Raw genomic sequence first — 21,512 nt, 5'->3', positions numbered from 1 at the left:
CCAGCCTTATTGTGATCTAGTCAAAATAAGTGCTTCAATGGAGTCATGACTGATCACCCGGAAAGCCACGAAGCATGGGCCGCTGCCCTGCGTGCCCACGGGCGCCGGGTGACCAAGCAGCGGCTGGCGGTACTGTCCGCCGTCGAACACCACCCGCACTCCCCGGCGGAGAACATCCTGGCGGCCGCCCGCGAGGAACTGCCGGAACTGACAGCGCAGTCCGTGTACGTGGTGCTCGGCGACCTGACAGACCTGCACATGCTGCGCCGCTTTGAACCCCCACACTCCCCCGCCCTCTACGAGACCCGTGTGGGCGACAACCACCATCACGCGATCTGCATCAGCTGCGGCCGCGTGGAGGACGTCGACTGTGCCGTCGGCCACGCTCCCTGCCTGACCCCGCACTGGAGCGAGGATTCCAAGCCCATGACCATCCAGATCGCGGATGTCATGTACCAGGGGATTTGCACAGAGTGCCAGCGGGCCCAAAAACTTCCTGCAAAAAGTAACTGATAAGTCCTCGACAGCCGTCGAAAACTGACACTGTCGGAAACCAACAATTAGGAGAAAGATGACCTTGAACATCTCTGCGCCTGCCGTGTCCACCACGCAGTCCGGCGCTCCCGTCACGTCCGATGCCCACTCGAAGTCCGTCGGTGCCGATGGCGCGATCATCCTCACGGACCACTACCTGGTCGAGAAGCTCGCCCAGTTCAACCGTGAGCGGGTTCCGGAGCGTGTGGTGCACGCCAAGGGCGGCGGCGCGTTTGGTACGTTCAAGACCACCGAGGACATCTCCAAGTACACCAAGGCCGCGTTCCTGCAGCCCGGTGTCGAGACCGAGATGCTGATCCGTTTCTCCTCCGTTGCCGGCGAGAACGGCTCCCCGGACACCTGGCGTGACCCGCGCGGTTTCGCCGTGAAGTTCTACACCTCCGAGGGCAACTACGACCTCGTGGGCAACAACACCCCGGTGTTCTTCATCCGCGACGGCATCAAGTTCCCGGACTTCATCCACTCCCAGAAGCGCCTGCCGGGCACGCACCTGCGCGACGCCGACATGCAGTGGGACTTCTGGACCCTCTCCCCCGAGTCGGCGCACCAGGTGACCTGGCTGATGGGTGACCGTGGCCTGCCGGCTTCCTGGCGTGAAATGCAGGGCTACGGTTCGCACACCTACCAGTGGATCAACGCCGAGGGTGAGCGCTTCTGGGTGAAGTACCACTTCAAGTCCAACCAGGGCGTGAAGAACATGACCGGCGACCAGGCCGAGGCCCTGGCCGGTTCGGACGCGGACTTCTACATCCGGGACCTGCACGAGAACATCGAAGCCGGCAACCTGCCCTCCTGGGACCTGCACGTGCAGGTCATGCCGTACGAGGACGCCAAGACCTACCGCTTCAACCCGTTCGACCTGACCAAGGTCTGGCCGCACGCGGACTACCCGCTGATCAAGGTCGGCACCATGGAGCTGAACCGGAACCCGGAGAACTACTTCGCGCAGATCGAGCAGGCCACCTTCGCGCCGTCGAACTTCGTGCCGGGCATCGCCGCGTCCCCGGACAAGATGCTGCAGGCCCGCATCTTCTCCTACGCCGACGCGCACCGCTACCGTGTGGGCACCAACCACGCCCAGATCCCGGTGAACCAGCCCAAGAGCCAGGTCAACAACTACAGCCAGGACGGCGCCGGGCGTTACCTCTTCAACGCCCCTTCCGTTCCGGTCTACGCACCGAACACGTTGGGCGGCCCGGCCGCTGTGGAGCCGCAGAACCCCGCCGGCGGGTGGGAGAACGACGGCGAGCTGACCCTCGCCGCGCACTCCCTGCACGCCGAGGACGGCGACTTCGTCCAGGCCGGAACCCTCTACCGTGAGGTCTACGACGACGGCGCCAAGGCCCGCCTGCTGGAGACCATCACCGGCGCCGTGGGCGGCGTGAAGAGCCCCGGCATCAAGGAACGCGCCATCCAGTACTGGACCAACGTTGACGCCGACCTCGGCGCCAAGCTCCGCGCCAACCTCGGCGCAGCCTCCCTCTCGGATGCAGAGGCAGCCAACAAGATCGGCTAAACGCTTAGTCGATGACATGGAAACCCCGCTGCGGCACAGCCGCAGCGGGGTTTCCTGCGTCCGGAACGATATAGTCATGAGCATGCAGTCGGGTCCCATTTATCTGATCGGCCCTTCGGGCAACCCCAATTTCGGCGATGAGTTCATTGCCGCCTCATGGCTGAAATACCTAGCGCTCGAGCGGCCCGACGCCGATATCTGGCTGGACTGCCCCCAGCCCGGTCTCGCGCAGGTCCTCTTTGAAGGGCTTCATCCGCGCCTGCGGGTCACCAACACTCTGTGGCGGCTGGTGCACGAAACCGCCGACCTGCCGCTCGACGACGCCGCGGACCTAATCCGGGCGCGGGTCACGGGCCTCGGCTCCCCGTCCTACGACCTTGGACTGCTGAAACTGCGGGAAGCCAAATCCCTGCACCTTATCGGCGGCGGCTTCATCAATGAGAACTGGTCCCACCACGCCGGACTCGTCGTGGCCATGCGTGCCGTGCACGGGATGACCGGCGCCCGGCTGATCGCCACCGGCCAGGGCCTGATGCCCGCCTTGACCTCAGCCCCCGCCGAAATGCCCCTGTTCCAGGACTTCGCGCATGCTGCGGCCCGGGACGAGGCTGGCGCCCTGGCCTACGGCATCGCCCAGGAACTCGATGATGCATTCCTCGGCGTCACTGCTGAAATCGGGCGTGCCGCCGCGGAGCCTGGCCTCTACGTCTGCATCCAAAGTGACACGGCCGATCCGGAGCGCTTCGAAACGGCCGTGAAGGTGGCGAGGACCGCCGTCGAAAAGGCCGCCGCTGAGGGAACCGACGCCTATTACGTCGAAGCCATTCCGGGCGCCGACCGCCTCGCCTATGAGCAGCTGGCCGACCTCATTCCGGAGAAGCGCTTCCTGCCGTTTGTCCACATCTGGGCCAATGGCCTTCCCTTGTCCGAGAACCAGACGTGGGTGACGAGCCGCTTCCACTTCCACCTGCTGGCAGCGTCGGCCGGGGCCCGCGGCCTCGCGGTCGGAATGAAGAAGGGGTACTACGACGTCAAGCACGAGTCGGTGACGGCTCTGGGCAGCGGTTGGTCGCTTGCCCTGGACAGCGAAATTCCCGAGATCCCGCAGGGGCGCGGTGCGTTGCGCGATAACCTGCCCGCGCTCGTGGCACAGAAGCGCGCCGAAGCGCGCAAGATCTATCCGCCGCTGACCGCCCAGAGCGGCTCCGACTCTGGTGGGGCACTGACGGGCGGTTCCCTGACGTCCGGCGCCGCCAGGCTGTTCAACAAGGCCCTGGCTGCGCCAAAGAGGAACAAGTTCCGATCCGGAGCGCTCTGAACCCGAACATGTTTGACTGGATTTTTGGCCTGGCTGCCCCGGCCCTGACCGTAGTGGCCCTTGCTGGCGTGTTCTTCCTGCCCGGGCTCCTGATTCTCCTGCCACTGAAGCCGGGCTGGCCGGCAGCCGTCGCGCTCAGTCCGGCGGTCACGCTGCTGGCGTTCCTGCCCGGCAGCTTCCTGGCGGCCGCGGCTGGTATGCCGTGGAACATTGCCACGGCCGCGCTCGTTGCTCTCCCGCTGGTGCTGACCACGTGGCTGGCAGGCAGGCGGTTCGCTTTCCGCAAACCACTGACACCCGGCGGCCTCACCATGCCGACGGCGCTTGCGGTGGGGGCAGGGATTGCCCTCGGCTCGGCGGTGACCTGTCTGGCGCTGCTGCGTGGAATAGGCGGACCCGCCACGGCGTCGCAGGGATGGGATCCGATCTTCCACCTGAACGTGCTCCGCTGGATTCAGGAGTCTGGCAAGGCGACGCCGTGGAGCATCGCCCCGCTCTTCGGCGAAGGCCCGCCCACGTACTACCCCGCAGGCTGGCACAGCGCGGTTGCCCTCGTCCCCGGCGGCGTCTCGGAAGCCGCAAACCTGTCATCTCTCGTCATAGGCGGGTTGATCTGGCCGGTCGGCCTGGCATTCCTCGCCATGGCCGTCCTCCCCCGGCATCCTGCGGTGTGGGCACTGACTCCGCTGATCGCGGCCTCCTTCGTGAGCTTTCCCTTCTCCCAGCTCCTCCGCAGCGGCCAGTGGCCCAACGGCCTCGGCACTGCCCTGGTGCCCGCCACGCTGGCCGTGGCCGTCCTGCTGCTGCGCCGTCTGACCCAGGAGGGGCGTACAGGAACGCCGGCCCGGGAGCGGGTTCTCCTGACGGCCATTCTGCTCGCCCTCCTCGGCGGCTGCACCGCGGCGCACCCCAGCACGCTCTTTGCCGTGGCCGCCGCCGTCCTGCCCTTTGTGGCCGCCTGCTTCCTGCCGGCCCTGGCACGCGGGATACGGCGGCGGCCCCTGCCCACGCTCGCGGCCGCTGTTGCGGCGATTGTCCTGGCGGCGGCGGCCTGGTCGGTGCTCGCAAACTCCCGTCTTCTGACCGGCGTGATGGCCTACCCTCGGGCTGTCCGCGCCAAAGTCCCGGATTCACTCCACCTGGCGTTTTTCGATCTTCCCCGGTTTCCGGCGCTGTCCCCTCCCGCGCCGGACGACTTCAACCTTGCCGTAGGGCTACTGGTGATCGTGGGCGCGGCCGTGGCCGTTTTTGTCAGGGAGGCCAGGCCTCTTGCCGTGGCCTGGCTGGCTTTCGTCGGACTCTACGTGCTTGCCGCGGGGCCGGAAAACGGGCTGCGGTGGCTGACAGGTTTCTGGTACAAGGACACACAAAGGATCGCGCCGTTCATCGCGATGACGGGAAGCCTGCTGGCTGCTCTGGCCATCGCCGCGCTGACACGTGTCGTTATCCGCGCGGTGTCAAGCCGGCTGCCCCTGGAACGTGGCACCGGTCGCTTTTCCCTTCCGGCAGTTCTCTTCACCGCGGCCGTGGCCCTGGCCAGCTGCGGGCTTTATACGGGCTCGGGAAGCTACCGCTCGGTGGAACGCGTGGCCGTGGCCGCACAGAACTACACGGTCTCCAACAAGCCCGGAACGGGTGTCCTCTCGATGGGAGAACAGGCCTTCATCGAACGGGCCGGGGCGCTGCTGCCGGCCAATGCCGTGGTGATCGGGGACCCCTTCAACGGCGCAACGTACTTCTATGCCCTGACCGGCAGGCGCGTCGTGTACCCGCAATTGGGGGCACCAACTGCCGGAAGCGCTGCCAAGGAACTGCTCCGCACCCGATTCAACCAGCTCGCCACAGACAAGGCGGCCTGCGAAGCTGTGCGGAAGGTCGGGGCCTCGCACTTCTACGAGGATGCTCCAGGCAGCTCGCATGGCAGCGATAGCCTGAAGCGGTGGCCGGGTTTTTACAACGTGCCGACGAATCAGGGCTTTGAAAAGATCGTCTCCGACGGCGGCCGGACCCTGTACCGGATCACGGCCTGCCGCTAGCTGCCGGTTTTCCACATAGACGTCGGCAGCCATGGCCTGAGGGCTGAGCCGGTCCATAGGCTTCAGTCATGAGTACATTTGACGGTATTCCAGCCGCTGCCCCCGTGTTCTACGCCGAGCTGGAGCAGAACAACAACCGCGAGTGGTGGCTGGCCCATGCAGCTGTGTACCAGGAGTCCGTGAAAGGCCCGCTCCAGGCGCTCCTGGCGCAGTTGGAGCCGCGGTTCGGGCCGGGCAAGATCTTCCGCCCCAACCGCGACATCCGGTTCTCCCAGGACAAGTCCCCCTACAAGACAGCCCAGGGCGCCTTTGCCTCCTACCAGGAAGGCGTGGGGTACTACCTCCAGATCAGCGCCGACGGCCTGCTCGTCGGCGGCGGCTACCACTCCCATTCGCCCGCGCAGCTGGTGCGGTACCGGAATTCCGTGGATGCAGGAAGCACCGGGGAGCAGCTGCAGCACATCGTGGACGCCACAGCTGCCGCGGGCTTCGCCATCGAAGGCGAAAAGCTGAAAACGGTGCCGCGAGGCTTTCCGAAGGACCATCCCCGCGCCGAACTGCTGAAACACAAATCGCTGTCCGCCAGCATTCCTGTCGGAGAACCGGACTGGCTGGGCTCGCCGGAGGCAGAGAACCAGATCGGGGCGTTGTGGGAACAGCTCCGGCCGCTGGTGGACTGGGTCAGCCGCCACGCCGCCCCGTGAAAACCGCCGACGACGCGGTAAGCGAACCAGCAACGCCGTCTAACTTCCCGCAACGCCTCGGCGTCAGCCCGAAACGCGCGAACGCCGCCCCTGCGGCACCGCATGATGGCGGCACCGGCAGGGCGGCGTTTGCGTCAGGGCGGTTCCTTGACCGCGGTTGTGTGACGGTGTCGGTCAGGCCTTCGTCAGGACGTTTTCGTCGTCGTCGTCACGGTCGGCTTCAACCGTCGCAGTCCGTCCGTCCACCGCTGCTTTGGCGTCGGCGAACTTCTCGTTGAGGCGGGAGTGGCGCTGCCCGTACGAGAAGTAGATTGCCAGGCCCAGGGCGAGCCAGATTCCGAAGAAGATCCAGGTTTCCACGGCCAGGTTCGTCATGAGATACAGGCACAGCACTGCGGAGACGATGGGAAGCACCTTGCCGAAGGGCACCCGGAAGGCGGGCTTCAGGTCGGGACGCTTCTTGCGCAGCACCAGGATTCCCAGGCTGACCATCACGAACGCGGAGAGCGTGCCAATGTTGATCATTTCTTCGAGCAGGTCCACGTTGGTCAGACCGGCGACCAGCGCCACGGCGGCGCCGCAGATGATCTGCAGACGGACCGGCGTCGCACGCTTTTCGCTGGTCTTGGACAGGGAGCGCGGCAGGAGGCCGTCGCGGCTCATCGCCAGCACCACGCGCGAGAGGCCCATCAGCAGCACCATGATCACCGTTGTGAGGCCGATCAGCGAGCCGAAGGCGATGATTTTCGCGGCGTCGGTGTTTCCCACAGCTTCGAAGGCCGTGGTGAGGGTCGGGTTCTTGACCTCGGCCAGCTGCTTGTAAGAGACCATGCCGGTAAGGGCGAGGGACACCAGAATGTAGAGCAGGGTGACGAGGGCCAGGCCGCCGAAGATGCCTCGAGGAAGGGTCTTCTGGGGGTTCTTGACCTCCTCGGCGGAGGTCGCCACGACATCGAAGCCGATGAACGCGAAGAACACCAGGGCTGCACCGGCGAAGATGCCGAGCGTCCCGTACTGGGCGGGAGCGGCACCGGTCAGGAAGCCGAAGAACGACTGCTTCATCACGTCCGCGGCTCCGGCACCAGCTGTGGGTTCGGAGGCGGGAACGAACGGCGCGTAGTTGGCGACCTTCACGTAGGTGAAGCCGACAACGATCACGAAAATGACGACGCCGATCTTGATCAGCGTGAAGATGTTGCCCACGCGTGCGGAGAGCTTCGTGCCCAGCACGAGCAGCACCGTGAAGACGGCAACGATGAGGAACGCGCCCCAGTAAAGGTCGACGCCGCCGAGTGAAACGGCGGGCGGAATGTCCACGCCCATGAGCGCGAAGACCTTGCTGAGGTAGATGCCCCAGTACTTGGCGATGACGGCAGCGGCCGTGAAAAGCTCGAGAATGAGGTTCCAGCCGATAATCCAGGCCAGAATTTCACCCATGGTGGCGTACGTAAACACATAGGCAGAGCCGGCCACGGGGATGGCGGTCGCGAATTCCGCGTAGCACATGATGGCCAGGGCGCAGGTGATGGCGGCCACAATGAACGAGACGGTGACGGCGGGGCCAGCGAAATTGGCTGCGGCCTTGGCGCCCACGGAGAAGATGCCGGCGCCAACTGCAACGGCGACGCCCATGATCATCAGATCCCAGGTGCTGAGCGAGCGCTTTAGCTTGCGTCCGGGCTCATCGGCGTCAGCTATTGACTGCTCGATGGATTTGGTCCGGAAAAGGTTCATAGGAGGTCCACAATCCTGGTTGGGGAGGGGAAACAGACCTACCAATAGTAGTGTCCATCCAGTGGACGGCCATATTTGTCCCGCATTGTGAGACGGGCCGGATCCCGGCACAGACAAAACCACGCCCGGGCCTCCTCCGCGCTGCGGCTGCGCGGTGCTGTGGAGGTCCGGGCGTGGTGTCCTGGAACCGCATCGGCCGAGAGGGATGGCCGATGCGGAGGGGGACCTGCCGACGGGTGGTGCGGGCCCGCCGGCAGGTCCCGTAGCGGCTAACGGATCGCCGTCATGGCGTTCCAGCCGCTGCCGAGCCGGAGACGGGTGCCGAAGCCGGTGCCCGTGCCCGGGTAGATGTACAAGACACCGCTGGAATCCCTGGCCACCAGATCAACCTTGGCGTCGCCGGTGAGGTCACCCGATGCGATGATGGCCGTCATGGCGTTCCAGCCGCTGCCGAGCCGGATCCGGGTGCCGAAGCCACCGGTGCCTGTGCCCGGGTAGATGTACAGCACGCCGCTGGAGTCCCTGGCCACCAGATCAGCCTTGGCGTCACCGGTAAGGTCACCCGATGCGCTGATGGCCGTCATGGCGTTCCAGCCGCTGCCGAGCCGGATCCGGGCGCCGAAGCTGGTGCCTGTGCCCGGGTAGATGTACAAGACACCGCTGGAATCCCTGGCCACCAGATCAGCCTTGCCGTCGCCCGTGAGGTCGCCAGCAGCGTCAATGGCGGTCATGGCGTTCCAGCCGCTGCCGAGCCGGATCCGGGCACCGAAGCTGGTGCCTGTACCCGGGTAGATGTACAGCACACCGCTGGAATCCCTCGCCACCAGATCAGACTTGCCGTCGCCCGTGAGGTCGCCTGCAGCGTCAATGGCGGTCATGGCGTTCCAGCCACTGCCGAGCCGGATCCGCGAACCGAAGTTACCGGCACCGTTGCCCGGGTAGATGTACAGCACCCCGCTGGAATCCCTGGCCACCAGGTCGGCCCTGCTGTCACCCGTGAAATCCAGGGCGACAGATACCGTGACGACCGGCGCGGTTACTGCTACTGCAGCAGATGTCCGTGACACGGTTTCGTAGCCGGCCTTTTCGCCGGTGACGGTAACGGTCACTGACTTGCCCGCATCTCCCGCCGCCAGGGTGTAGGTGGAAGCCGTGGCTCCGCCGATCGCGGTGCCGTTGCTGAGCCACTGGTACCTCAGCGTCACCGGAGCGGGGCCCCAGATTCCGCTGTTCGCGGTCAGCCGGCTGCCTACGGTTGCCGTACCCGTGATGGTTGGAACAGCGCTGACCATCACAGGCGCCACGGGTGTGACGGTGTTGGTAACTACTACCGTGCTCTCGCCGTGGACGTTCGTCGCCTTCACCTCGAACTTGACCGCAGTGCCGTTAGGCAGGCCGGTGACGACCAGGCTGGTCGCATCCCCTTCTGCCGTGCGGACGTCCCCGATCTGTGCCCCGGTTGCTGCGTTCAGGACCCTGATGGTGAATCCCTCGGTGATGCCGCCAGCTTCAGCGGCGCTGAAGTTCACCGTTGCCTGGGCGTTGCCGGCCTGTGCCGTCACGCCGGTGGGTGCGCTCGGTGCCACAGAATCCGCGAAAACCAGGGTTTCGATGTTCCGGAGGGTGTCGGTTCCGTCGGGACCTGCGTTGTTGTGGGTCACCGTGGTTACGCCGTTGTTTGTGGTAACGGTGTAGTTGGCCTCGATGTCGGAGAAGACAGCCTTGTCAGTGCCACCGCCGGTGGAGAGGATTTCCCTCACAACCACGATGTTGCCCGGATCGACCTTGCCGGCGAAAACGTCCGCCTGAAGAGTCGCGCCTGTCAGGGCACCTGCGTCGTTCCGCAGGTACTGGGTGGTCATTCCGGTCGCGCTGCCGATCTCTGCGCCGGCAGCGTTCCGGACGCTGAGTCGGACGTTGAGGTAGCGGTCGCCGTCGATGATGTCGTTGCCGCCGCGTCCTTCGATGATGTCGCTGCCGCCGCCGCCGAGAAGGATGTTGCCGTCTCCCCAGGCCATGGCGTTCTCGGAGCTGTCCAGGATCGGGCAGTCCTTCGATGCTGAAGCTGCAATCACGTCTGCAACCCGCGTGGTGCGTGCTGCATCCGGGATCAGTTCGTTGAGTCCGGAGATGCGGTTGACGCCGTGCACGTCCAGGACGTTGCAGCCGATGAAGCCGCCGCCGCCCACGTCGGCAGGAACAACGTCGTCGCCCCGGAGCTTGTCATCGAAGGGGCCGCCCGAGAGGGCCTCCACTTCGTTGTAGCGGTCGCGCACACCCGTCTGGAGGATGTCCAGCGGCAGGATCTGCAGATCCAGGTCTGCGTCCTGAGGCTGCGGATCGGCAAGGCCAATCTCCCAGTCGTAGCCCGATGCGCCGGCGATCTTCTCGATGCCCGGACCGGCCAGGCCGACGTCGTCGCCGCCTTCCATGTCGTAGTCGTCGTCACCGCCCTGGCCGATGAGGATGTCGTGGCCCGGCTTCTGGGAATCATCAAGGAAGAAGAGGTTGCTGGAGTCACCCATCAGCAGATCGGGCTCGTCGCCACCTTCCTGCCAGTCGTCGCCGCCGTCACCGAAGACAGCATCTTCACCCTGGCCGGCGATGGCGAAGTCATTGCCTTCACCCAGGAACGTTTCGTTGAAGTTGGCTCCGCCGTTGGTAAAGTCGCTGCCGTCGCCGCCCATGATGATGTCCAGTCCGGGACCGGTGTCGATCGCGTCGTTGCCGGGACCGCCCTTGTGCACGTCGTCACCGGCGATATCGGTGATGATGTCGTTGCCTTCACCGCCAAGTGCGACGTCGGCTCCGTCACCGCCCTCGAAGACATCGTTGCCCTCGCCACCCCAGAAGGTGTCGTTGTCGTTGCCGCCGTAGGCGCGGTCAGCGTTGAAGGTTCCGTTGAAGACGCTCTGGCCGTTGATGCCCGAGGGGTCCACAGTGTTGGTCATCCGGTACTTGATGGTGCCGTCCGCCATGCGGATCAGCACCTTGCTCTCATCGCAGTCCGACGCCGTGTCATTGGCGACCGTGTTGCCGAAGCTGTTGAAGCCGTCACGCGTGCCGGCCAGGTTCTTCAGCTCGAACTTGCAGTCGGCAGTCGCGAAGGCGTCCGCCTTGAGCGCCTGGGCGTTGGTGTTGCGCATCATGAGCTCCGCGAAGGAGTTGCCCTCGAGCTGCGCACGAAGGTTCATGCCGGGTGTGCGTGCCAGGTAGTAGAACCGGTCGCCGTTCTGGAGCTCCGTCAGCTGCTGTTCGAAGACGAAGTTGAACGTGCTGCCGAGCAGGCCGCCAAACATGTTGGTGCGTTCCGCGAGGCCGCCAACCCAGAGTTCCACGTCGTCCAGGCCGGTCTGTGAGTGGCCGTCCTTGTCCGCCCAGGTGGTGCCGTCGCTGTTCATGAATGCTGCTGCGTCCGTTGGAGGAACGTCACCCGCAACGGTGTCCGGGTTGACGATGGCACGGGCGGCATCGCGGCGGGACTTCAGTGAAGCCGGCTTGTCGTCCGCGTTGCCCAGCACCTTGTCCGGTCCCGCATCCGTGAGGATCGTGGGGTGCTTGCCGTAGGCGGCCACGAAGTTGATCAGCGATTCGGGGTGCTTGAGGTTTTCACCGAAATCGATCCAGTTGACGTACGGCTTCAGCTGGCCGTCATTCGTCTCGGCGTGAAGCTCCTTGCGGAAGTTGTTCAGCGTCGGGACGCCTTCAGACCGGGCCCGTGTCATGTTGATGGTCGCGAGGTCCAGTGGAAGTCCCAGCAGGTTGTTCCTGAGCGTATCAGTGACGAATTCGTCCAGTTCGTTGCCTTCCTGGTCGGACATGCCCATGATGATGCTTCCGGCTGCCTCCTCCGAGGTCAGCTCTCCCGCGTCACCGCCGTCTGTGTAGGCCGGCGGGTTGAGGAAGCCCTCGAGCAGGGAGATGTCATTCTCCGAACCAGGGACGTCGTCGGCATTGCCATAGATGGCATCGGGACCGGGCTTGTACTCGTTCCTCCGCGAGATCGTCTCGGTCAGCATCGAGTGGCCAAACCGGTAGACGGCGTGGGCGAATTCGGCCTTGATGGCAGGATTGATGTCCGTCTGCGTGAAGGCGAACGGCTGGAACGGGTTGATCAAAGGCTGGATCTTGCGGGCGAACTCCTCGAAGACCAGGTGCTGGTATTCCATCTCGGTCACAAATCGGGCTGCCTGGAAGAGGCGCTCACCCAGGTTGAACGTCCCCTCGCCCACAGCTTCGTAGTCTGCAAGCAGTGCAGCGTTTTCCGGCTTTGCCAGAGTGGCTTTGATGTCGTCGACCAGCCGGTCGTGTTCCGAGTGGAACACCTGGTGGATGGCGGTGAGGCCAATGTTCTCGTTCACGCGGCCGTCACCGGCGATGAAGTGCGCGTCGAGCATCTCATCGTCATAGGTTCCTGCAGGCTGGCTGGCGAAATCGGCGGACGCAGTCGTGTCTTCGTCCTTGACCGGTGCCTGGACAGGCGTTGCGGCGCTGTGGTCGTGGTCCTTGGGGGACGGGTCGGCATTGTGCGCGATGTCCGTGAGGAATGGAGTATTGAAGTATCGGACGTCGGCGGGAACCAGGGTTCCGGTGTTGCCGTTGTCGGCCGGGTTCGCTTCGACGTCCCCGCTTTCCGTGACGAACACGGGCAGGCCCCGCTCCGGTCCGGGGATGAAGTTGCCGTACAGGTCAGCCTTGATCATCGGCACGTTGAGGACGTCCTTGTCCTCGAAGCGGATGCCGAGCACTTCCTGTGCCTGCTTCTTCGTGGTTGCCCAGGTTGCCATGCCTCCTGCCGTCGGGCCAGTCGGTCCGCCGAGGAGCTTTCCCGTGGCGGCGGGCCGGCCGGTCGCAGCGTCCTTAACGTACTCCCGCAGGAATACCTGGTGCGAGGGGTGGGAGGTGTAGGTCTGGCTCTGGTCGACCCAGGGGGAGTCGGTGTTGAGCGCGTCCTGGACGTCGTCGGCACTTTCGTCCACGTCGGTGGTCTCGGGTTTGTCGCCCAGGATGCCGTCGGGCCCCGGCTGGTTCAGGCCCCGGGTAAGGGCCATGAAGCGCAGGTGCCGGGGAAGATCGTCACCTTCCACAGCGGGCGTCGCGGGATTGTCGTCCACAACGTGGTTGGGGCCGGCGATGAGCGGATCATCCGCCTTGAGCGGAACATAGACGCTCCCGCCGCCCTTCACCGTCTGGTCGATGCCGTGGTCAAAGAACTGTCCGAACAGGGTGAAGAGGGAGTTGTACGGGGGCGAGAGGCCGACGTCGGTGGTGATGTTCGGGATGAAGAGTGTGCTGTGGGAAGGAACGCAGTTCGCCGGATCAGCTGCAACGGGCGGCTCAGCCAGCGGGTCCGGGTCCGTCTTGCAGGGGACAACGCCCTCGTTGCCCTGGCTGCGGACGGGGCTTCCGGCGGCGGACACGGCTGCCGGGTTGGTGGAGGTCTGGTCCACGATCAGGTTGCTGATGACACGCGGCTGCGAGTCGAAAACGTCGCCCTTCTTCTGGGCGTAGCTTGATGGCGCCGGCGGCCCGAAGATCGAGTTTTCCGCTGCCTTGTACGAGGAGGCGCCGAGTCGCGGGAAGACCTGGTCCGCAGCGCCGTAGTTGTCCTGTCCCGGCTCGAGATGGTTGCAGCTGCCGTCTACGGTGCGCAGCCCAAGGGACAGCATCGGGCTTGCGAGTTGGTTCTTGAGTGCACCGCAGGGGCCGGTCTCGGAGGTTGTGTCCGCGACATGCTTTTCAGCGATGTTGATCTGCTTCAGGATGAAGGACAGGTCGGACGGGGTGACGTTGAATCCTGCCCCGGACGGTGCCTGCACTGCATTTGCTGCCACCACCGGAAGCCCCATTGCTGCCGGCATGGCGAGAGTGGTCACCGCCGCCATCAGCCGGAAGGAGACCGACTGTTTACGTCGTTTGTTCCGGCGTTCCCGCCGGTTCAATGGTGGATCTGTGGGGGCTGCGGATCTGTTGTGATCCGCGCCCCCGTCTGACTTCCAGGCTGAGAGTTTCATGGCATACCTGCCGCTAGGAGGGATGTAACGCTTGCCATGGTGCGTGGGGTGGCCCGTGAAAACCTTGGGGGGACGGCTGGCCGACCCGTAGTGCCACCCAAATTGGGGGTTCCCAATCGCACCCTAAACATGCAAAGCCCGGGCGGGGCCGCTTGTTTGCGGCCCCGCCCGGGCGTCATATTTGTGAAACTTTGCCGGATATTTCCTTGCAGGCGTCTGGGGGATCCCGTGGGGTTACACCGGCCAGTCCATGAGCATGGACCGGATCAGGAACCGCTTCCCCTCCGGCGCCTCCACCGAGAATCCGCTCCCCCGGCCCGGCACCACGTCCACCGTCAGGTGAGTGTGGCTCCAGTAGCTGAACTGCTCCCTGGACATCCAGAAGTCCAGCGGCATGGTGCCGCTGCCTGCTTCGGCGCCCGGGCCGCCGTCGGAAATGTCAAAACGTCCCAGCAGGACGTCCGAGTCCCCCGTGGCGAACTCCCCTGCCGGGAAACACATCGGCGAGGACCCGTCGCAGCAGCCGCCGGACTGGTGGAACATCAGCGGGCCGTGCACCTCCCAGAGCTTGCGGAGCAGCTGCACCGCGTCGGCGGTAAGCGCCACCCGGGAGAAGTCCTCGCCGGGCAGCGTCACCGCGGCATCAAGCCTGTTTTCAGGCATTTGCCTCACCGGAGCCTAGAAGAAGCCGAGCTTGTTTTCGTTGTAGCTGACCAGCAGGTTCTTGGTCTGCTGGTAGTGGTCCAGCATCATGGCGTGGTTTTCACGTCCGATGCCGGAGGACTTGTAGCCGCCGAAGGCGGCACCGGCCGGGTAGGCGTGGTAGTTGTTGACCCAGACCCGGCCTGCCTGGATTTCCCGGCCGGCCCGGTACGCCACGTTGCCGTTGCGGGACCAGACGCCGGCGCCCAGCCCGTAGAGGGTGTCGTTCGCGATCCCCATGGCGTCGTTGTAGTCGCTGAAGCGCGTTACGGACACCACCGGACCGAAGATTTCCTCCTGGAAGATCCGCATCCGGTTGTGGCCCTCGAAGACGGTGGGCTGGACGTAGTAGCCGCCGGCCAGGTCGCCGTCGAGCTCGGCCCGGGCGCCGCCGGTGAGCAGCTTGGCGCCTTCCTGTTTGCCGATGTCGATGTAGGAGAGGATCTTTTCCAGCTGGTCGTTGGAGGCCTGGGCGCCGAGCTGAGTGTCGGTGTCCAGCGGGTTGCCCTGGATGATCTTCTCCACGCGCGCGATGGCGTCGGCCATGAAGGAGTCGTAGATGTCCTCCTGGACCAGTGCGCGGGAGGGGCAGGTGCAGACCTCCCCTTGGTTGAAGGCGAAGAGCGTGAAGCCCTCCTGGGCCTTGTCGTAGAACGCGTCGTTGGAATCGGCAACGTCGTTGAAGAAGATGTTGGGGCTCTTGCCGCCCAGTTCGAGCGTGACGGGGATCAGGTTGTTGGAGGCGTACTGGCTGATCAGCCGGCCGGTGGTGGTCTCGCCGGTGAAGGCGATCTTGCGGATCCGCGGGCTGGAGGCCAGTGGTTTACCGGCCTCGACGCCGAATCCGTTGACGACGTTCACCACGCCCGCCGGCAGGAGGTCGCCGATGAGCTCCATCAGGACCAGGATGGAGGACGGCGTCTGCTCGGCCGGCTTCAGGACCACGGCGTTGCCTGCTGCGAGCGCCGGGGCGAGCTTCCAGACGGCCATCAGGATGGGGAAGTTCCACGGGATGATCTGGCCGACAACGCCCAGCGGCTCGTGGTAGTGGTAGGCGGTGGTGTCGTCGTCGAGCTGGGACAGGCGCCCTTCCTGGGCGCGGACGGCGGAGGCGAAGTAGCGGAAGTGGTCCGCGGCGAGCGGGATGTCGGCGTTCAGGGTTTCACGGATGGGCTTGCCGTTGTCCCAGGTCTCGGCGGCGGCGAGCAGCTCGGTATTGGCGTCGATCCGGTCCGCGATCTTGTTGAGGATGGCGGCGCGTTCCGTCACGGACGTCTTGCCCCAGGACGGTGCGGCCTTGTGCGCGGCGTCCAGTGCCAGGTCGATGTCCTCGGCGGTGCCGCGGGCCACCTCGCAGAAGGGCTTGCCGGTGACGGGAGTGATGTTTTCGAAGTACTGGCCCTTGACCGGGGCCACCCACTCGCCGCCGATCCAGTTCTCGTAGCGGTCCTTGAAGGTGACCTTCGATCCCTCGGTCCCGGGCTGTGCGTAAACGGTCATTGCTGGCTCCTTTGCTCTGCAACTTTCCGGCGATGCGCATGGTGGTCGCCGCTGCACCCAGCGTAGGAGCGGGCAGGTTGCAGCAAGGTTGCATCGTTGTCCCCACCTGCCCCCTAACCTCGCAGGCTCGGCCAGGGAACTCGGCAGGCGTGGGCCCAAGCTCACCTGCGCTGGTTAGGCGCCAGTTCGGCTTCCAGCCGCTCCAGATCGGCGACGACGGCGGCCCGCTTGGGCGAGCGGGGCGGCAGAAGTTTCAGGGCGGCGCGCCGGACCCCGACGTCGTCCCTCGCCTCGGGCAGCGCGGCGTAGCGGAGCAGCGCCTCGGCGCTGCCGTCCGTGAGGACCGCCTCGCGCAGCAGCGAAGACACCCTCTCCCGCAGCTCCACGATCCCCGGCGCCTCGGACCGCGGAAGCACCGCCCCGGTGTAGATCTCCAGTGCGATCCGGTGCGCTCCGCGCTGCAGGCAGCTGAGGACCTGGCCGGTGTCCGGCACAAGGTCCACGGCCAGCTTGTACGGCCGTGAGCCGGGAACAGCGGCGGGGTTGAGCTCCTGCAGCACCTTGCGGAGGCGCACCATCTCGGCGCGAAGGGTCATGGTGGAGCCCTCCCCGGGATAGAGCAGCGTGGTGAGCTCCTCGGCACTGAGGCCCGCGGGATTAATACTGAGCAGGGCCAGAATCTCGCTGTGCCGTGCCGACAGCGCAACCGTCCGGCCTTCGATGCTGAGCAGCGCCTGGTCCCGGCCCAGGAGCTGCAGGCTGTTGCGGTACAGGCTGCCCTTCCTGCCGGCACCCGGCGCGGCCGAATCCGTTGCAGAGGCGGAACCGGACCGGGCAGCGGCACTGCTGTTCCGCCGTCGGGCAGGCGTCCCCGTCTGTGTTGCCGCAAGCTGGAGCCGCTCCACGCGCAGCTGCGCCTGTGCGGCGGCCACGGTGGCCTCCACCAGCGAGAGGGTGTGCGGGGCCACCGCCGACTCCGTGCCGGTGATGTCCACGACGCCCAGCAGCGCACCCGAGTCCGGGTCGTGGAACGGGACGGCGGTGCAGCTCCATGGATGGACAGACCGCTTGTAGTGCTCGGCCCCGGAGATCTGCAGCCCCCGGTCGAGGGCCAGTGCCGTCCCGGGGGCACTGGTACCCACCGTTGCCTCGGACCAGTCGGCGCCCGGCACGAACATCATGCCCTGCGCCCGCCGCTGCATCGCAGGGTCGCCCTCCACCCAGAGCAGCCGGCCCACATCATCGCCCACTGCCACGAGCAGCCCGCTGTCGTGGCTGGGCTGGATCAGGAGCTTCTGGATCACGGGCATGATCGTGGCGAGGGGGTGCTCGCGGCGGTACTCCTCGAGCTCCTCCCGGTCCAGAACCAGCGGCGCCTCGGGGAGGTCGGGGTTCGCCTGCAGCCGGACGGAGCGCTGCCAGGATTCACGGATCAGCGGGCGGAGACCGGGGATTTCTTCCGCGTCGAGGGTGAGCGGCCGGTCCAGGTATTCGTGGCCTGCCAGGGCATGGCGATGGGCCAGCGCCGCATCCTCCCCCGCAGATGCTGCTGTCCGGATCATGTTCTTCATCGAACTCCCGCTCGCGACACTCGTGTTGCCCCTGTTTCAGCCCTTGGCCGGGCACGGCATCATCGGAACCGCGCTCAGCCCGGCAAGTCTAACGGCGTACCCCAACGGCCCGCCACAGCTGCCCTAGGGGCGGGAGATTGCGATCATTTCCTCGCGGGGCACTACCTTGATGCGTTCACGAACGACGCCGTCTGCCGCCGTCGATTCCGACCACGCCGCACCGAGGGCTGCTTCGTGCGCGTTGAGCTTGTTCCAGCCTTCCCACGTGGTGTACTCGATGCCGCGTTCCTCCAGCAGGTCGATGATCGCCTGAGGGTCCGGATTCTTTGCCGGAGGCAGCGTCAGCCGGTCCTCGAGGAGGAATCCGATCGTTTCCAGGGCGTCGCCCTTGGTGTGGCCGATCAGGCCGACTGGCCCGCGCTTGATCCAGCCCGTGGCATAGATGCCCGGGACTGGCTCACCTTCGGCGTCCAGGACGCGGCCGCCCTCGTTGGGGATCACGCCGCGCTTGGCGTCGTACTCCAGTTCGTCCAGCGGGGATCCGTGGTAGCCGATGGCGCGGTACACGGCCTGCACCGGGTAGTCGATGAACTCGCCGGTGCCCTTGACGTGTCCGGTGCCGTCCAGCTGCATGCGTTCAAACTTGATGCCGGCAACCTTGCCGGACCCGCCGTCGTCGTAAATCTCCACCGGGCTGTGCAGGAAATGCAGATGCAGGCGGCGGGAGGACGGCTCCTCCGCTTCGGCATGCTCCTCCACGAGCCAGTTGGTGAGGGTGTTCACCATGGTCTTGATCTGGTTGTTGGTGCGGATCGCCTCGTCCGAGGCTTCGTCAAACTCAAAGTCCTCCGGGTAGAGCACGATGTCCACGTCGCGGGCATGGCTGAGTTCGCGCAGCTCCAGAGGGGTGAATTTGACCTGGGCGGGGCCGCGGCGGCCGAAGACGTGCACGTCGGTGACCGGCGAGTTCTTCAACCCGCGGTAGACGTTGTCCGGTATCTCGGTGACCAGGAGCTCGTCGGCGTGCTTGACGAGCATCCGCGCGACGTCCAGTGCCACGTTGCCGTTGCCGATGACGGCGATTTCCTTGGCATCCAGAGGCCAGTCGCGGGGCACATCAGGGTGGCCGTCATACCAGGAGACGAAGTCCGCGGCGCCGAAGGACCCCTCAAGGTCGATTCCGGGGATGTCCAGGTCGGCGTCCTTGATGGCTCCGGTGGAAAAGATCACCGCATCGTAGAAGGACCGGAAATCGTGCAGGGTCAGGTCCCGGCCGTAGGTGACGTTGCCCAGGAAGCGGATGTCGCCGCGGTCCAGGACCTTGTGCAGGGCGTTGACGATGCCCTTGATGCGGGGGTGGTCGGGGGCGACGCCGTAGCGGATCAGCCCGTACGGCGCGGGATAGGCCTCGAAGAGGTCGATGCTGACCTCGAAATCCCCGCCCTTCACCTCATTGGATTTGGTCAGGATGTCCGCCGCATAGACACCGGCAGGCCCGGCGCCGACAATAGCGACGCGGAGCGGCCTCTGGGAAGCGGATTCAGCTGAGGTGGACACCGGTAGCCCTTCTGGTACGGATCTGCGCCTTCTGCGCGCAGTTTCCAATTCTAGTTGTCGCGCTGCCGCTCAGCTGCTTTTCGGCAGGGCCACCACGTTGCCTTCGCGGTACAGCAGCGCCCGCAGTTCGGATTCCGCGGAGTCCAGCCGTTTGGGGTCGATGGTTTCCCCGGCCGCGAAGTGGTCCAGAAGCCGCGGATCCACATAGCTCTTGCGGGCAATCGACGGCGTGTTGCCCAGCACAGCAGCGGCCTCCATCATGGCGACGCTGATGGCCCGTTTCCTTTTCGACACGGTCTTTTGCGGGCCGCTGCGGGCCAGGCTTACCGCTGCGGCGATGGTTCCTCGGAGGGTCCGGAAATCCTTCGCGGTGAAGTCGGACCCGGTCCGCTCCTTGACGTAGCTGTTGATGTCCGCGCTGTTCACCGGATGCCAGCTGCGGCCGTTTTTGTAGGCCAGCAGCCGGGCATTGCCGCCGCGCCGCTTCAGGACACGGACCAGGGGTGCGAGGTCGTCGTCGGTGATTTCCGATTCCCAGTTCTTGCCGCTCTTGGCGGGGAAGCTGAGGCGCAGCCGGTTCTTGCGGACCTGCACGTGGGCGCACAACAGGGTGGCGAGGCCATGGCTGCCGTTCTCGTTGGTGTACCGCTCGGAGCCAACGCGCAGCGAGCCGGAGTCGAGCATCCGGAACGCGGCCGCCAGGACCCGTTCCCGAGTCAGTCCCTCGCTCCTGAGGTCCATGGTCACCATCCGGCGCGCAGAGGGCAGCGACTCCGCAAGCTGGAGCGCACGGTCGAACTTCAGCCGGTCCTTCCGCTCCCGCCATTCGGGGTGATAGATGTACTGCCGGCGCCCCACCGCGTCCACGCCCGTGGCCTGGATGTGGCCGTTCTCGAACGGGGCAATCCACACGTCCTTCCATGCCGGCGGGATCCCGATGCTTTCCAGCCGGTCCCTCACCGGCCCCGGAGGCAGCGTCGACCCGTCCAAATCCCGGTAACTGAAGCCCTTGCCGGCCCGCACCCGGCGGTAACCGCGTCCCGAGGCGTTGCTGTGGCGCAGCCTCATCGGGCAAAGCCGTGCGTATTGATCCCGCTCATAATGGCAAGCCTACTGACTATTTTCGGATTGACGCCATAAATGTCGTTCGGGACCGGCGGAATACCCCGGCCCCAAGCAGCGTTATCCGTCTTGTGCCTACACCCGATGGATCCGTCTCCTCAGCTGTGCCTGCTTCTGCCCTGCCGCCTGCTGCGCCGCCGGCGCCGGGCGGGTCGGGCCCGACGGGGCCGGCTTCCGGTTCTACGGGGACGGCGCCCGGCAAGCCCGCCGGGCTGAAAGCCGTGGACAAGGACACGACGGCGGGAGTCCTGTTCGGCATCGGGGCTTACGGGCTGTGGGGGATGCTTCCCCTGTACTTCTTCGTGCTGCAGCCCGCCGGCGCCGTCGAAATCGTTGCCAACCGCGTCGTCTGGTCCCTGCTGTTCTGCGCCCTGCTGATCACCGTGACAAGGACGTGGCGGGTTCTGGGCGCGGCCTTCCGGAACCGCTCCGTGGTCGGCCCACTGGCCGTCGCCGCGGCACTGATTGCCGTGAATTGGCTGACATACACCTACGGGGTGACCACCGGGCAGGCGGTAGAAGCATCGCTGGGCTACTTCATCAACCCGCTCGTCTCCGTCCTGCTCGGTGTGTTCGTCCTGAAGGAAAAGCTCCGCCCCCTGCAGTGGGCCGCCGTCGGAATCGGTTTTATCGCCGTGGCGGTCCTGACCGTGTCCTACGGGAAGCTGCCGTGGATCGCACTGACGCTGGCTGTCAGCTTCGGACTGTACGGGTTCGTCAAGAAGCGCGTGGGTCCCAAGGCGGAAGCCATCACGAGCCTCACAGTCGAGACCATAGTGCTCGCTCCCCTGGCGGCAGCCACCATGGTTTTCCTCGCTGTCAGCGGGAGCGCGACGCTGACCAGCAACGGCGCCGGGCACTTCTGGCTGCTCGCGGCGTCGGGCATCATCACCGCGGTGCCGCTGCTGTTCTTCGGCGCCTCCGCCCGCCGCCTGCCGATGACCACCATCGGCCTGCTGCAGTACTTCGCACCAGTCCTGCAGTTCATCGTGGCGCTGGCCGTTTTCCGTGAGGCGATGACCCTCGAACGGTGGATCGGATTCGGCGTCGTCTGGCTGGCGCTGCTGGTGCTGACGCTGGACATGCTGGCCACAGCCCGGAAGAACTCCGCCGCGCGCAAGCTCGCCCTCCGGGAAGCGCGAACGGACACTTAAGCCCCTCCCGCCCGCCGGACCCAGAAGCG

At 65.6% G+C, this 21,512-nt stretch carries 13 protein-coding genes; 6 read left to right on the top strand and 7 right to left on the bottom strand.

The annotated features are described in order from the left end of the window. Nucleotides 1-45: 45 nt before the first annotated feature. The 5 genes from ACIP9X_RS09240 (at nucleotide 46) to ACIP9X_RS09220 (ending at nucleotide 6,129) form a co-directional block, all read left to right on the top strand. Nucleotides 46-513 carry a Fur family transcriptional regulator gene (locus ACIP9X_RS09240; protein WP_400479414.1) on the top strand — a complete coding sequence of 156 codons (468 nt, stop codon included), beginning with the start codon at nucleotides 46-48 and terminating at the stop codon, nucleotides 511-513. Between the two features lie 58 nt (nucleotides 514-571). Continuing rightward, on the top strand, nucleotides 572-2,071 hold the full coding sequence (locus tag ACIP9X_RS09235) for a catalase (RefSeq protein WP_400479413.1): 1,500 nt from the start codon (nucleotides 572-574) through the stop codon (nucleotides 2,069-2,071). A gap of 76 nt (nucleotides 2,072-2,147) precedes the next feature. Continuing rightward, a complete protein-coding gene (locus tag ACIP9X_RS09230) occupies nucleotides 2,148-3,389 on the top strand; it encodes a polysaccharide pyruvyl transferase family protein (RefSeq protein ID WP_400479412.1) in 1,242 nt (413 codons plus the stop codon). An 8-nt stretch (nucleotides 3,390-3,397) separates the two neighbouring features. Further along, a complete protein-coding gene (locus ACIP9X_RS09225) occupies nucleotides 3,398-5,425 on the top strand; it encodes a DUF6541 family protein (protein WP_400479411.1) in 2,028 nt (675 codons plus the stop codon). 68 nt (nucleotides 5,426-5,493) lie between these two features. Then, the gene (locus ACIP9X_RS09220; RefSeq protein WP_400479410.1) at nucleotides 5,494-6,129 is read left to right on the top strand and encodes a DUF2461 domain-containing protein; all 636 of its coding nucleotides are present in this window, start codon (nucleotides 5,494-5,496) and stop codon (nucleotides 6,127-6,129) included. Between the two features lie 174 nt (nucleotides 6,130-6,303). Here ACIP9X_RS09220 and ACIP9X_RS09215 read toward each other — a convergent pair whose 3' ends face one another. The 7 genes from ACIP9X_RS09215 to ACIP9X_RS09185 all read right to left on the bottom strand — a co-directional run bounded on the left by ACIP9X_RS09215 (nucleotide 6,304) and on the right by ACIP9X_RS09185 (nucleotide 20,275). Continuing rightward, nucleotides 6,304-7,863 (bottom strand): APC family permease, encoded by a 1,560-nt coding sequence (locus ACIP9X_RS09215; protein ID WP_400479409.1) that lies wholly within the window; start codon nucleotides 7,861-7,863, stop codon nucleotides 6,304-6,306. A 269-nt stretch (nucleotides 7,864-8,132) separates the two neighbouring features. Next, on the bottom strand, nucleotides 8,133-13,748 hold the full coding sequence (locus ACIP9X_RS09210; protein ID WP_400479507.1) for a peroxidase family protein: 5,616 nt from the start codon (nucleotides 13,746-13,748) through the stop codon (nucleotides 8,133-8,135). Nucleotides 13,749-14,111: 363 nt separating this feature from the next. Next, on the bottom strand, nucleotides 14,112-14,540 hold the full coding sequence (locus ACIP9X_RS09205; RefSeq protein WP_400479408.1) for a DUF779 domain-containing protein: 429 nt from the start codon (nucleotides 14,538-14,540) through the stop codon (nucleotides 14,112-14,114). Nucleotides 14,541-14,555: 15 nt separating this feature from the next. Further along, nucleotides 14,556-16,079 carry an aldehyde dehydrogenase family protein gene (locus ACIP9X_RS09200; RefSeq protein ID WP_400479407.1) on the bottom strand — a complete coding sequence of 508 codons (1,524 nt, stop codon included), beginning with the start codon at nucleotides 16,077-16,079 and terminating at the stop codon, nucleotides 14,556-14,558. A gap of 161 nt (nucleotides 16,080-16,240) precedes the next feature. Beyond that, on the bottom strand, nucleotides 16,241-17,641 hold the full coding sequence (locus ACIP9X_RS09195) for a GAF domain-containing protein (RefSeq protein ID WP_400479506.1): 1,401 nt from the start codon (nucleotides 17,639-17,641) through the stop codon (nucleotides 16,241-16,243). Nucleotides 17,642-17,773: 132 nt separating this feature from the next. Further along, entirely contained in the window at nucleotides 17,774-19,207 is a 1,434-nt protein-coding gene (locus tag ACIP9X_RS09190) for an FAD-dependent oxidoreductase (protein WP_400479406.1), read from the bottom strand. Nucleotides 19,208-19,276: 69 nt separating this feature from the next. Then, nucleotides 19,277-20,275 (bottom strand): DNA topoisomerase IB, encoded by a 999-nt coding sequence (locus ACIP9X_RS09185; RefSeq protein WP_400479405.1) that lies wholly within the window; start codon nucleotides 20,273-20,275, stop codon nucleotides 19,277-19,279. A gap of 125 nt (nucleotides 20,276-20,400) precedes the next feature. Here ACIP9X_RS09185 and rarD point away from each other — a divergent pair, with 125 nt between their 5' ends. Beyond that, nucleotides 20,401-21,483 (top strand): EamA family transporter RarD, encoded by a 1,083-nt coding sequence (gene rarD, locus ACIP9X_RS09180; protein ID WP_400479404.1) that lies wholly within the window; start codon nucleotides 20,401-20,403, stop codon nucleotides 21,481-21,483. Nucleotides 21,484-21,512 lie beyond the last annotated feature (29 nt).

Origin of the sequence: Arthrobacter sp. NPDC093125, from assembly GCF_044754225.1 — a bacterium.
In the GTDB taxonomy this organism is placed as follows: domain Bacteria; phylum Actinomycetota; class Actinomycetes; order Actinomycetales; family Micrococcaceae; genus Arthrobacter.
Note: the sequence above shows the minus strand (reverse complement) of the source record. Positions and strands in the feature narration are given on the sequence as shown.

What these genes read in the sequence shown, in the direction of transcription:
- ACIP9X_RS09240 (WP_400479414.1), top strand. Translation starts at nt 46, where the DNA reads ATGACTGATCACCCGGAAAGCCACGAAGCATGGGCCGCTGCCCTGCGT.
- ACIP9X_RS09235 (WP_400479413.1), top strand. Translation starts at nt 572, where the DNA reads ATGACCTTGAACATCTCTGCGCCTGCCGTGTCCACCACGCAGTCCGGC.
- ACIP9X_RS09230 (WP_400479412.1), top strand. Translation starts at nt 2,148, where the DNA reads ATGAGCATGCAGTCGGGTCCCATTTATCTGATCGGCCCTTCGGGCAAC.
- ACIP9X_RS09225 (WP_400479411.1), top strand. Translation starts at nt 3,398, where the DNA reads ATGTTTGACTGGATTTTTGGCCTGGCTGCCCCGGCCCTGACCGTAGTG.
- ACIP9X_RS09220 (WP_400479410.1), top strand. Translation starts at nt 5,494, where the DNA reads ATGAGTACATTTGACGGTATTCCAGCCGCTGCCCCCGTGTTCTACGCC.
- ACIP9X_RS09215 (WP_400479409.1), bottom strand. Translation starts at nt 7,863, where the DNA reads ATGAACCTTTTCCGGACCAAATCCATCGAGCAGTCAATAGCTGACGCC.
- ACIP9X_RS09210 (WP_400479507.1), bottom strand. Translation starts at nt 13,748, where the DNA reads ATGGCGGCGGTGACCACTCTCGCCATGCCGGCAGCAATGGGGCTTCCG.
- ACIP9X_RS09205 (WP_400479408.1), bottom strand. Translation starts at nt 14,540, where the DNA reads ATGCCTGAAAACAGGCTTGATGCCGCGGTGACGCTGCCCGGCGAGGAC.
- ACIP9X_RS09200 (WP_400479407.1), bottom strand. Translation starts at nt 16,079, where the DNA reads ATGACCGTTTACGCACAGCCCGGGACCGAGGGATCGAAGGTCACCTTC.
- ACIP9X_RS09195 (WP_400479506.1), bottom strand. Translation starts at nt 17,641, where the DNA reads ATGATCCGGACAGCAGCATCTGCGGGGGAGGATGCGGCGCTGGCCCAT.
- ACIP9X_RS09185 (WP_400479405.1), bottom strand. Translation starts at nt 20,275, where the DNA reads ATGAGGCTGCGCCACAGCAACGCCTCGGGACGCGGTTACCGCCGGGTG.